The organism is Pseudophaeobacter sp. TrK17, from assembly GCF_042192375.1.
Lineage (GTDB): Bacteria > Pseudomonadota > Alphaproteobacteria > Rhodobacterales > Rhodobacteraceae > Pseudophaeobacter.
In genome coordinates this window covers 1,273,147-1,285,560 of record NZ_CP071700.1, presented here as the reverse complement: position 1 = coordinate 1,285,560, position 12,414 = coordinate 1,273,147, and the positions used below count along the sequence as shown (strand labels likewise).

Annotated in this window: 10 protein-coding genes; 1 reads left to right on the top strand and 9 read right to left on the bottom strand. The window is 61.6% G+C overall.

The genetic code is table 11. The annotated features are described in order from the left end of the window. Positions 1 to 42 precede the first annotated feature (42 nt). Positions 43 to 1,212, bottom strand: coding sequence for a putative lipid II flippase FtsW (ftsW, locus tag JZI28_RS05985; protein ID WP_375699553.1), 1,170 nt, complete (start codon positions 1,210 to 1,212; stop codon positions 43 to 45). Between the two features lie 205 nt (positions 1,213 to 1,417). Here ftsW and JZI28_RS05980 point away from each other — a divergent pair, with 205 nt between their 5' ends. Then, complete coding sequence (locus tag JZI28_RS05980) at positions 1,418 to 2,623, top strand: NAD(P)/FAD-dependent oxidoreductase (protein WP_375699552.1); 1,206 nt, start codon at positions 1,418 to 1,420, stop codon at positions 2,621 to 2,623. 239 nt (positions 2,624 to 2,862) lie between these two features. Here the strand turns inward: JZI28_RS05980 and murD are convergent, their stop codons facing one another. The 8 genes from murD to mraZ all read right to left on the bottom strand — a co-directional run bounded on the left by murD (position 2,863) and on the right by mraZ (position 12,301). Further along, the gene (gene murD / locus JZI28_RS05975; RefSeq protein WP_375699551.1) at positions 2,863 to 4,260 is read right to left on the bottom strand and encodes a UDP-N-acetylmuramoyl-L-alanine--D-glutamate ligase; all 1,398 of its coding nucleotides are present in this window, start codon (positions 4,258 to 4,260) and stop codon (positions 2,863 to 2,865) included. Between the two features lie 297 nt (positions 4,261 to 4,557). After that, positions 4,558 to 5,640, bottom strand: a complete 1,083-nt coding sequence (gene mraY / locus JZI28_RS05970; protein WP_375699550.1) for a phospho-N-acetylmuramoyl-pentapeptide-transferase — start codon at positions 5,638 to 5,640, stop codon at positions 4,558 to 4,560. Positions 5,641 to 5,677: 37 nt separating this feature from the next. After that, entirely contained in the window at positions 5,678 to 7,120 is a 1,443-nt protein-coding gene (gene murF, locus JZI28_RS05965) for a UDP-N-acetylmuramoyl-tripeptide--D-alanyl-D-alanine ligase (protein ID WP_375699549.1), read from the bottom strand. Beyond that, positions 7,117 to 8,616, bottom strand: coding sequence for a UDP-N-acetylmuramoyl-L-alanyl-D-glutamate--2,6-diaminopimelate ligase (locus JZI28_RS05960; RefSeq protein ID WP_375699548.1), 1,500 nt, complete (start codon positions 8,614 to 8,616; stop codon positions 7,117 to 7,119). Before JZI28_RS05960 ends, murF begins: the two co-directional genes overlap by 4 nt. Before the next feature lie 44 nt (positions 8,617 to 8,660). Further along, positions 8,661 to 10,445, bottom strand: coding sequence for a peptidoglycan D,D-transpeptidase FtsI family protein (locus JZI28_RS05955; protein WP_375699547.1), 1,785 nt, complete (start codon positions 10,443 to 10,445; stop codon positions 8,661 to 8,663). Further along, the gene (locus JZI28_RS05950) at positions 10,442 to 10,804 is read right to left on the bottom strand and encodes a cell division protein FtsL (protein WP_295446748.1); all 363 of its coding nucleotides are present in this window, start codon (positions 10,802 to 10,804) and stop codon (positions 10,442 to 10,444) included. The genes JZI28_RS05955 and JZI28_RS05950 overlap by 4 nt, the downstream gene beginning before the upstream one ends. Beyond that, the gene (gene rsmH / locus JZI28_RS05945) at positions 10,801 to 11,793 is read right to left on the bottom strand and encodes a 16S rRNA (cytosine(1402)-N(4))-methyltransferase RsmH (protein WP_375699546.1); all 993 of its coding nucleotides are present in this window, start codon (positions 11,791 to 11,793) and stop codon (positions 10,801 to 10,803) included. Before rsmH ends, JZI28_RS05950 begins: the two co-directional genes overlap by 4 nt. Positions 11,794 to 11,797: 4 nt before the next feature. Next, positions 11,798 to 12,301: a division/cell wall cluster transcriptional repressor MraZ gene (gene mraZ / locus JZI28_RS05940; protein WP_348483883.1), complete on the bottom strand. Its 504-nt coding sequence runs from the start codon at positions 12,299 to 12,301 to the stop codon at positions 11,798 to 11,800. Between the last annotated feature and the right edge of the window lie 113 nt (positions 12,302 to 12,414).

Genomic DNA, 12,414 nt, shown 5'->3' with positions numbered 1-12,414 from the left:
GGCCCATAATGCTTCTGGGCCAGTGCTTTTGGGTCTCTGAGATCAGCCGCGCCCGCGGCCACGCAGGAAATCGGCGATCTCACCCTGCGGCCTTGCGCGGGTAAAAGACAAGAGCATCCCCAACGCGATCCCGCCGGCAATCAGCGAAGACCCGCCGTAGCTGACAAAGGGCAGCGTCATACCTTTGGCTGGAAGCAGGCGCACAGCGACCCCCATATTGATCATCGCCTGCACCCCAAACATGCAAACCAGACCAGTACCCGCCAGCCGAATGAAGGTATCGCGCTCGCGCATCAGTCGAAACAGGGAGCGCACCACGACCATGGCGTAAAGACCAATCAAAACCAAAACCAGGATCAGGCCATATTCTTCGGCGGCGACCGCCACGATGAAATCCGTATGGGCATCTGGCAGCGACCATTTCACCTGGCCCTCGCCGACACCAACCCCAAACAACCCGCCTTCGCGGATCGCATTGGTGGCATAGCCCATCTGGGTGGTGGGGTCGATTTCGGGGTTCAGGAACCCGTCGATACGGCGGGCAAAATGCTCGGAGCTAGAATAGGCAAAAACTCCGCCCAACACCACAACACAGGCCATTCCGACCAACAGCAGCATCGGGGCACCGGCGACAAAATACATCACCCCCCAGCCAAACAGGATCAGACAGGCCTGGCCAAAATCAGGCTGCAGCACCAGCATCATCACCACAGCCATACAGATCCCAAAGGAGATCAAAGTGCCGGATGGTCCATTGATCTGCTGACTGGAGGAGATCATCCAGGCCGCAACCACAACAAAACCGGGTTTGAGAAACTCAGAAGGCTGCAACGAGGCAAAGCCCAGCGAATACCAGCGCACAGCCCCCTTGCCAAAGTCTGTCCCCAGAATAGGCAGCAAGGCTAGGGCCAGAAAGGCACAGGCAAAGCCAACAACAGCCAAACGCCGCACCAATTGCGGCGACATCATCGAGGTCAGGATCATCGCCATCAGCGCCGTGACGCCATAGATGGCCTGCCGCTGCACATAGTGGAAATTATCAAACCCGTTGCGCTCGGCCAAAGGCACCGAGGCCGCCAGGCCTAAAAGCAATCCCAGCACAAAGAGCGTCAGAATGCAGGACATGGACCATTTGTCCAACGTCCGCCACCATTTCGGAAGGATCGGTTCACCTGTGGGTACAGGAACCGCTCCATAGACCATCTCAGTCATGGGATTACCGCCAGTTTTGCCTCAAAATCAGCCCCATTTTGGGGTCATTACACACAGCGTAACCGCAAACTGCCCCTCAAGCCAGCCCATTGATGCGCCAGCAGCAGGTTTTTGCAGCCACCGCACGCCCCGGCCCTCCACCGCTCTGACGAGGCCCTGGCGCTCTCCCCTTGCGCCACTGGCCCATCCGTGATGGATGCACTGCATGTATGTTAACACCGTGATTCTCGGCGCGGGCGCCGCCGGCATGATGTGTGCTGCCTATGCAGGCGGCGACTGCCTGGTGCTGGACCACGCTAAATCCCCGGGTGAAAAGATCCGCATTTCCGGCGGCGGGCGCAGCAATTTCACCAATCTCGACGTCACCCCGGAAAACTACCTGTCGCAGAACCCGCATTTCTGCAAATCCGCCCTAGCCCGCTATAGCCAATGGGATTTTATCTCGCTGGTCGACCGGCACGGCATCTCCTGGCATGAAAAGACCCTGGGCCAGTTGTTTTGCGATGGCTCCGCCAAACAGATCGTCGCCATGCTGGTGGAGGAGCTGACACAGGCAGGGGCGCAACTCTGGCTCAAAACCTCGATTGAGAACCTGCGCTATGAGGGTGGGCAGTACCAGCTGACACTGCTGCGCGATGGCAGCCCGCAACGGGTGAGCTGCGCCAATCTGGTGCTGGCCACCGGCGGCAAAAGCATCCCCAAGATGGGCGCCACCGGCCTCGCCTATGACATCGCCCGCCAATTTGACCTGCCGCTGATTGACACCCGCCCGGGCCTGGTTCCCTTCACCTTTCCCGAGGGGCGGTTCACCGCGCTGGCTGGCACCGCCCTGCCCGCGCGCCTGTCCAACAGCCGCGCCAGCTTTGACGAAGCCCTGTTGTTTACCCATCGTGGCCTCTCCGGCCCTGCGGTGCTGCAACTCTCCTCCTATTGGCATGAGGGCGAAGCGATCACCGTCAACCTGATCCCACAGACCGATCTGTTCACCCTATTGCGCGATCAGCGCCAGGCCCAGGGTCGCCGCGCCCTCACCACTGAAATCGCCCGCCATCTTCCGGGACGTCTGGTGGATTTCCTCGCCACCGAATTCGCCATCACCGGCCGGTTGGCGGATCAGTCAGACGCGGCACTACAGGCGCTCTGCGATGCATTGCAGAACTGGCAGCTCACCCCCGGCGGCTCTGAAGGCTACCGCACCGCCGAGGTCACCCTGGGCGGCATCGACACCGATGCGCTGTCGTCCAAAACCATGCAGGCCAAATCCCAACCCGGACTGTTTGCCATTGGCGAGGCCGTCGATGTCACCGGGTGGCTGGGCGGCTATAACTTCCAATGGGCCTGGGCCTCGGGCCATGCCGCAGGCCAAGCCATCGCCGCCGGAAATGCCAACGGAAACGCAACTGGCGCCTGACCGTCCCCCGCCATTGCGGAATTTCCGTTTCGGAGCCACCCTCGCCTGCCCCTGAACACACAGGAGAAGAGCGGCAGGCTCAGGATAAATCGCCGAGGGGCCCCGCTCCCAGCGGGGATACGGTTATTTTTCTTGAACCTGACGCGCATCCTGTCAGCAAGGGCTTAGGCGGGGGTGGTCCCGAAACGGGTTTTCCGTTTTGGTGAACCCGAGCCCCCAACCAAAACCTTGCCAAAAAATCAGCCCAATTGCTTGTGGACTTCAGAAATGAAATCATCGCCGCGCTGTTCGAAATTGTCATATTGATCAAAGCTCGCCGCCGCAGGCGCCAATAGCACCACATCGCCGGCCTCTGCCTCTGCCACCGCGCAGGCGACCGCCCGCTCCATTGTGGTGCAGACCTCCGCCTCCACATCCAGCTGCATGGCAAAGCCCGCAGCCTCGCGGCCAATCACATAGGCTTTGCGCACCGATCCAGTCTGACCGCTAAGCGCGCCCAGGCCGCCCTCTTTTTCCAATCCACCGCAGATCCAGCGGATATTATTAAAGGCGCTCAATGCTTTGGCGGCACTGTCCAGGTTGGTGGCCTTGCTGTCATTGACATAGCGCACCCCCGCCACCTCGGCCACGGTCTGGCTGCGGTGCGGCAATCCGGGATAGGTGGCCAGGGCCGCTTCAATCACCCGTGGCGCCAGCCCCAGGACCCGCGCCGCCGCATAGGCAGCGCAGGCATTCTGATGGTTGTGCGCTCCGGGCAAGCCCATCATCTGGCGCAGATCAATCGCGCCCACCTGCCGCCCCTTGCGCATCTCGCTAAGGAAACCTTTGCGAGCAAAGACCTGCCAGCCCGGCCCGCTCAACTTGCGCCCCGTGGCCACCCGGATCACCCGGTCATCGCAGGAAGCCTGTGACATCTGCCCCGCCAGAAACAGGCCTTCGTCCTCATCAATGCCAATGATGGCCCGGTCCGGCCCACCTTCGGCAAACAGCCTACGTTTGGCGGCAAAATACCCCCCCAGCCCGGCATGGCGGTCCAGATGGTCCGGCGACAGATTGGTCAGGATGGCCACATCCGGGGTCAGGGCGCGGGCCAGTTCGGTCTGGTAGCTGGACAGCTCCAGTACCACAACACCGGCATTTCCGGGCGGGTCGATATCCAGCACGCCACGGCCGATATTGCCTGCCATCTGGCTGTCGCGGCCAACGCTTTCCAGGATATGATGCAGCAGCGCCACCGTGGTGGATTTACCGTTGGAGCCAGTGATGGCCACCACCTTGGGCGGCTGGTCCAGCATGTCCCAGCCCTGGGCGGGCAATGACGCAAAAAACAGCCCGATGTCATTGTCCACCGGCACCCCCGCCTGTAGCGCGGCGCGGATCACCGGGTTTGGCTGAGGATAAAGATGCGGGATCCCCGGCGAGGTCACCAGAGTGGCGATATCATCAAAGGCGCCCTGCCGGTGCAGATCCCGCAGCTCAAACCCCTCAGCCTCGGCCCGGTCCCGCGCCTGTTGCTGATCATCCCAACACACCGGGGTGGCGCCACCTGCCAGCAGCGCCCGCGCTGTGGCCAGGCCAGACCGTCCCAGCCCCAAAACAGCAACCCTCGCGCCTTCAAACCCTTGAACCGGGATCATCGCCTACCTCACACTTGATCAAATTTTCGCCGCACAGTGCACCGCAGCTGCCCCACTTGCAAGGGCTCACAGGATCCCTTCAGGCATCCCCACAGGCCAATCCACAGGCGCAACCGCAGAGCCCACAGGGCTCTGCCACCCCCAACAATTGGCAGAGAGGCAAAGCCTCTCGAAATTGGCGGGAGCCCCCCCTTTTTCGTAAGAATAAAGGACAACAAAACTGCGCAACAAAAAAGGTGGCCGAGGCCACCTTCTTTGCATTCGTTTCTGCGACACAGGCTGGCGCAGCCAGAGTGATTAGCGCACTTTCAAGGTGGCCAGACCAATCATCGCCAGGATCAAGGCAATGATCCAGAACCGGATCACAATGGTGGGTTCAGCCCAGCCCTTTTTCTCATAGTGGTGGTGGATCGGCGCCATCAAAAACACCCGCCGACCGGTGCGTTTAAAATAAAGCACCTGAATGATCACCGACAGGGCCTCCAACACAAACAACCCACCAACGATGGCCCAGACCAGCTCATGTTTGGTGACCACCGCGATAGCCCCCAAGGCCCCCCCAAGCGCAAGCGAACCGGTGTCGCCCATAAAGACCGCAGCCGGGGGCGCATTGTACCACAAAAAGCCCAAGCCCCCCCCAAACAGAGCGGCGGCAAAAATCAGGATCTCGCCGGTTCCCGGCACATAGTGCACATCCAGATATTCGGTGAAATCGACCCGGCCAACCGCATAGGCAATCACCCCCAGCGTCCCCGCCGCAATCATCACCGGCATGATCGCCAGACCATCCAGCCCATCGGTCAGGTTCACCGCATTGGCAGATCCCACGATGACGCAAATCACAAAGGGCACATAGAAATAGCCCAAATTGATCAGCGTGTCCTTGAACACCGGCAGCGCCAGCTGGTTCTGCAGCGCCTCGGGGTGATAGGCCCGGGCGCAGAGCGCCGCAATCACCGCAATGATGATCCCCAATAGCAGCCGCACCTTGCCCGACACGCCGGCGGTGTTCTGCTTGGATACCTTGGCGTAGTCGTCGGCAAAACCAATCAGCGCAAACGACAGGGTGACAAACAGCACCAGCCAGACAAAGGGATTATCCAGCCGTGCCCAGATCAAAGTCGCGGTCAACAGCGCCCCGACAATAAGCAACCCGCCCATTGTTGGCGTGCCCGCCTTGGTGAAATGCCCCTCTGGCCCGTCATCGCGGATCGGCTGGCCCTTGCCTTGTCTGCGACGCAGCACATTGATCAGCGGTTTACCAAACAAAAAGCCAAACAGAAGCGCCGTCATAAACGCGCCCCCTGCCCGGAAGGTGATATAGCGGAACAGGTTGAAGAAATCGCCGCCATCCGACAGGGCTGTCAGCCAATAGAGCATCTCGGATTGATCCTCGCCTTTAGGTTAAGTTTCAAGATTAGCGCTTGCCATGACCCAATTCCCGGATGCCGTCAACGACCTTGGAGAGCCCGGCGCTTAAAGATCCCTTGGCCAGCACAATATCGCCACAGCGCAGCTGCGCAGGCAAATCAGGCAGCACATCCGCTGCGGTTGCGTAGTGGTTGCCGCGCTTATCCAGAGGTAAGGCTGCGTGCAGATGGGCCATCAGCGGACCGATGCAATGGATGCTGTCCAGCGCCTCCAGCGCCGCCAGGTCGGCAAGACCGGCATGCAGCCCGGCCTCCTGCGGGCCCAGCTCGCCCATATCGCCAAGATAGGCAATCTTGCGCCCAACAGGCGCGGCACCACCCCCCTGCGCTGCCAGCTTTGGCGTCGCCGCCAGCACCGCCAGAGCCGCCGCCATCGAAGTGGGGTTGGCGTTATAGCTGTCATCCAGGATCAGCAGCTTGCCGCCGCCCATCTCAACCTCGACCCGGGCGCCACGTCCCTGAACCGGCGACCACAGGGCCAGAACCTGCGCTGCCCGGCGCACATCCGCGCCCACCGCCGCAACACAGGCCAGCGCGCCCAGGGCGTTCATCGCAAAATGCGCGCCCAGAGACTGGATGGTGAGGCTCAAAGCCTGCGCCCCGCATTGCACCTCGGCAACTGTGTCCTCACCGCGGATCTGAGTGGTCAGCACCCTGTAGTCTGTTGCGGCCGCGCCAAACCACAGCTGTGAGACGCCCAGCCTTTGTGCCTCCTGCGCCAAAACCTGCGCCTCGTCGATATCGGCGTTCAGCACCGCCACACCGCCGGGCTCCAGCCCCTGCATGATGGCGGCTTTTTCACGGGCGATCGCCGCCACATCGTCAAAGGCTTCCAGATGCACCGCTGCCACTGTGGTCACCATGGCCACATGGGGGCGCGCCTGCAGGGCCAGGGGTGCGATCTCGCCCGGGTGGTTCATGCCAATCTCGATCACTGCAAATTCAGTGTCGCGCGGCATCCGCGCCAGGGTCAGCGGCACCCCCCAATGGTTGTTGTAACTGGCCACAGCCGCATGGGTGCGGCCCTGATCGGCCAACATGCAGGCCAGCATTTCCTTGGTCGAGGTTTTGCCAACCGAACCGGTGACGGCAATCACCTTGGCCCGGGTGCGCGCCCGCGCCGCCTGCCCCAGGGCTTCCAGCGCCGTCTGCACATCCTCGACAATCAGTAGGGGCGCGTCTGCCGCGACCCCTTCTGGGCGATGGCTGACCAGCGCCGCCCCGGCGCCTTTTTCCAGCGCCTGCGCCACAAAATCATGACCGTCACGCGCCGCCTTCAGGGCCACAAACAAATCGCCCGGCTGCAAGGTGCGGGTGTCAATCGACAGGCCCGAGACCTGCCAGTCTCCTGCGCTGCCACCAGTCCTGCCACCTGTGGCCTCGCCGCCGGTTGCGGTTGCGGCCTCTGCCGCTGTCCAAAGCGCATTCATATTGCTTTTCCATCCAAAACGGAAACAGCCATGCTGGCCTGCTCCACATCATCAAAGGGCAGGACATCACTGCCAACCACCTGGCCGCTCTCATGGCCCTTGCCACAGATCAGCAGCACATCACCGGTGCCTAGCATATCGACACCGCGCAGGATCGCTTCGGCCCGGTCGCCGACCTCCAGCGCATCTGGTGCGCCGCCCTTTACTGCAGCGCGAATGACAGCCGGATCTTCGCTGCGCGGGTTATCATCAGTCACGATGACAACATCGGCATTGTCCTGCCCGGCCTGCCCCATCAGCGGGCGTTTGGTGGCATCGCGATCGCCGCCGGCACCGATGATGGCAATCAGCCGCCCCAGCACATGCGGGCGCAGGGCCTTGATCGCGGTGGCCACCGCATCCGGCGTATGGGCGTAGTCAACAAACACAGAGGCGCCATTGTCGCGGGTTGCCGCATGCTGCATGCGGCCGCGCACCGTGGTCAGCTGCGGCAGGGTGTTAAACACTGCGGCCGGGTCTTCACCACCCGCAATCACCAGTCCGCAGGCCAAAAGCACGTTTTCCGCCTGAAAGCCGCCGATCAGGTTCAGCCGCACCTGAAACGGGCGGTCATGCCAGTTGAACCGCAGATCCTGCCCGGTGTCATCAAACCGCTGCCCCGTGAGGCTGATATCACCCAACCCCCGGCCAATGCTGATCACCTCCTGGCCGCGCGCGGCGGCCACCGCGCGCATCTCGGCGCCGCGGTGATCATTCATGTTGATCACCGCCACACCATCTTCGGGCAGAACCCGGCGGAACAAGCCCGCCTTGGCGGCAAAATAGGCCTCGAATGTTTCGTGGTAATCCAGATGATCCTGGGTGAAATTGGTAAAACCCGCCGCCGCCAGCTGCACACCGTCAAGGCGACACTGATCCAACCCATGGGACGACGCCTCCATCGCAGCATGGGTGACACCCGCCTCCGCCGCCTTGGCCAGGGCGCAGTGCAGGGTGATGGGTTCAGGGGTGGTATGGGCCAATGGGTGGCTCCAGGCGCCCTCGATCCCGGTGGTGCCCAGGTTGACCGCCGCATGGCCCAGAGCGCACCAGATCTGGCGCACAAAGGTCGCCACCGAGGTTTTACCATTGGTGCCGGTCACCGCAACCATCGTCTGCGGCTGAGCGCCAAACCAAAGCGCCGAGGCATAGGCCAGCGCCTGGCGCGGATCTTCGGCGATCACCAGAGCCGCATGGCTCTGCTCCAGAGGTTTTGCGGCGATCTTGGCGCCTGCGGCATCGGTCAGGATGGCAACCGCCCCCTGCTCCAGCGCCGCCGGGATGAATTTGGCACCATGAACCAGACTGCCCGGCAGGGCGGCAAAGAGCGTTCCCTCAGAAACCCCACGGCTGTCCACCGAGAGCCCGGAAATCAGGGGATCCGCGCCGCCACGGGCGGTAAGACCCAGCTCGCTCAGAGGGCGGAGATCAGAAGTATCGTCGGGGTTGCTGCGCATCTGCGGCCCTCACCAGGTATTTGGCCCGGCATAACTCGCCGGGATCAGTTTGAGGTGAGGGTTATACCAGTCACCTCAGCGGGTTCAACTTGTGGTCTGAGCCCCAAAAGCGGCGCCAGACGTCCGATCATTTCGGCGGCCACCGGAACCGCTGTCCAGCCTGCGGTGCGGCGTTCTTCCCCATGGGCACTGACCGAGGGTTCATCCAGCGTTACCACCAGCACATATTTGGGATCATGGGCCGGAAAGATCGAAGCAAAGGTGGCGATCACCTTGTCCTCATAATAGCCGCCAAGCGGCCTGGGCTTGTCGGCGGTGCCGGTCTTGCCGCCCACCTGATAACCTGGAACCTGACCAAAACTGGCGGTGCCTTCGGTCACCACATGGCGCAGCATGCTCCGGGCCGCCTCGGCGGAGTGTTCCGACATGATACGGCGCCCCAATTGCGGGCCATCCTGTTTCAAAATGGTCGGGCTGACATAACGGCCACCGTTAGCAACCGCCGCATAGCCTGCCGCCAGATGCATCGGCGTGGTAGAAATCCCGTGCCCATAGGAGATGGTCATCGCCGACAGCTCTGACCAGTTTGCTGGCAACAACGGCTTGCCGCCCTGCGCCTCGACGATCTCAAACGGGGTTTCTTCCAGCATTCCAAGCTCGCCCAGGAAATCCCGCTGACGCTCAGCGCCGATTTGCTGCGCCAACCGGGCGGTGCCGATATTGGAGGACTTCACGATGATCTTGGTCACCGACATCTCGTTGCCGTAGTTGCGGTAATCCTTGATCGAGAACTTCCCCCACCGCAGCGGACCACGGGTGTCGATGATGGTATCCGGCGTCACCAGCCCCAGGTCCATCGCCTGGGCGGCGGTGAAAATCTTGAAGGTCGAGCCCAGCTCGTAAACGCCCTGCACCGCGCGGTTGAACAGCGGGCTGACCGAGGGGTCAAAGCCAGAGGTCGGTGGCGCGGGACGTTCATTGGGGTCAAAGTCCGGCAGCGACACCACCGAGATCACCTCGCCGGTATGCACATCCATCAGGATTGAGGTGGCGCCTTTGGCATTCATCAGCTTCATGCCGCCATCCAGCACCCGCTCAGCTGCGGCCTGCACGGTGAGGTCCAGCGACAGGGCCAGCGGTTTGCTGCCATTGGCAGGGTCGCGCAGGTAGTCGTCGAACTGCTTTTCCACCCCTGCAACCCCGATCACTTCGGCGGCGCTGACGCCCTCTTTGCCAAAGCTTGCTCCGCCCAGAACATGGGCAGCAACGGATCCATTGGGATAAAGGCGCATCTCGCGGGGGCCAAACAACAGCCCGGGGTCACCGATATCATGCACCGCCTGCTTTTGCTCGGGGCTGATTTTCTTTTTGATCCAAAGGAACTTGCGGGCGCCCGTGAACTTTGCCAACAGCTCCGCATGGTCCAGGTCCGGGAAGATCTCAACCAGACGGTCCACAGCGTTTTGCGGATCAATCAGCTGTTGTGTCTGCACATAAAGCGAATGGGTTTCAAAATTGGTCGCCAGAATGCGCCCCTGACGGTCGACGATATCGGCACGCTGCATGGCAATGGAACTGCCAGCGATACTGGCAACGGGTTCGCGCGGCTCAGAGGTCGCCATAACCCCCATACGCCCCGCTACAGCCGCATAAGCACAGAGAAAAAACACCCCCAGCACCAGCAGGCGGCCCTCAGCGCGTTGCCGTGATTTAACCTGCATGTCGTCGTGACGCTGTCGAATATTCTCTTTCTCAATCGCATCGGGGTTCTCCCCCTTGGAGCGCGCGTCCAGGATCCGCGCCAGCGGGCGCAGCGGTTTGCGGATCATTGGCTTGCCTCCTCGGTGCGGCGGGCGTTCAGACCAGAGACATCAACACCTTCGCTGATCTGCAGCGCAGGCTGCACCGGATAAGTAACCTCATCCACCCTGCCAAATTGGTCGGGGCGCAGCGGCAACAGCCCGAGACGTTCGAAATTCAGCTCGGCCAGTTCAAGCAACCGGTCCGGGCGGTTCAGATAGGCCCATTCCGCCCGCAAAACGCTGATCCGCACCTGGGCGGCGCCGATTTCACGCTGCAGCGCACGGGTTTCTTTCAACACCTGCTGGGTGGCGTAGTTTTCGCGGTAGGCCCAAAAGGCGAGCCCAAAAACAGCCAGAGCCGTGATCGCATAGAGCAGAGACTTCATTTCCGCTCCTCTTTCAGTTGCGGCATGCTCAGATCCTTGGCCGAGATCGGCACGGGATCCGCTTCGGTGCGTCGGCCAACCCGCAACCGGGCTGAGCGCGACCGGGGGTTTTCCGCCAGCTCGTCATCATCCGGGCCAACCGCCTTGCGGGTGACCAGTTCAAACTGTGCCGGGATTTCTTCGATTTCCGGCGCATAGCGATTGGCCCGCCCGGTTTTATTGGCCCGGTGCTGGAAAAAGCGTTTGACCATGCGATCCTCGACCGAATGGAAGGTGACGACAGCCAGTAGTCCGCCAGGCTTGAGCGCCCGCTCAGCCGCCAACAGCCCATTGAACAGCTCTTCGTATTCGGCGTTCACCGCAATCCGCAGCGCCTGAAAGCTGCGGGTGGCGGGGTGCGATTTACCAGGCTTAGGGCGCGGCAGGCACTGCTCTACCAGCTTGGCCAGTTGCAGGGTCGTGGTAATCGGCTCCAGCTCGCGGGCCTTGACGATGGATTTGGCAATCCGCCGGCTGGCGCGTTCCTCGCCAAAGTGGAACAGAATATCGGCCAGCTGCACCTCGCTGAGCTCTGCCACCAGATCCGCCGCCGAGGGGCCGGACTGTGACATCCGCATATCCAGCGGCCCGTCGCGCATGAAAGAAAAGCCCCGTTCGGCCAGATCCAGCTGCATTGAGGACACGCCAAGGTCCAGCACCACGCCGTCGAGATCCTGGGCGTATTCATCCATCTTTGAAAACACGCCCTCTTGCAGAACCAGGCGGTCGCCATAGTCGGCGGCCCAGGGCTGCGCCAGCTCAAAGGCCAATGGGTCGCGGTCTACACCAATCACCTGGTCTGCACCGGCCTCCAGCAGGCCACGGGAATAGCCGCCGGCCCCAAAGGTGCCGTCCAGCCAGCGGCCCGAAACCGGCGCCACCGCTTTGAGCAGCGGGCGCAGCAGGACCGGAACATGGGGACCAGTAGGCGTGGGGCGGTCCGTAGTCATTTACTTATGCGCCTCCGGCGCCATCCAGGAACTCCAGCGGGTCAAAACCCTCTGGCAGCTCATCCATCCATTTATCGGCAAGAGCCTGCTCTTCTTCTTCGTAGGTTTCGGGCTTCCAAAGCTGGAAAGTATCGCCCGCAGCCATAAAGAACACTTCTTTTTCCAGGCCAATCTTGTTGCGCAGTTTTGCAGGCAGAACCAAGCGGCCTGTTTCATCTATGGTCGTGGGGAACGACTGGCCATGGAACATGCGCTGCAACATCTTGCGCTGCATCGAGCCGCGCGGCAGCGCATCAATCTTGTCATCCACCTCTTCGATGGCCTCTATGGTATAACATTCAAGATAGTTGCGCCGGTGGTCACCGTAGACAATCACCAGCTCGGGGTTTTCGCCGGACTTCCAGTTCGGGTCACTGGCCTCGATTACACGACGAAAGGAGGCCGGAATTGACACCCGCCCCTTTGCATCCACCTTATGGTGGCTTTCGCCTCTGAACCTTCGGCCCAAAATCTTGCCCTCAACATGCGCTCTTTGGCGCGTTTTCTGCCCCAGAAACTAAGGAAGGCGAGCTGATCTGCTGCCACTGATCAACTCGCCTCCTAATTCCCGCTTAGCGGGGT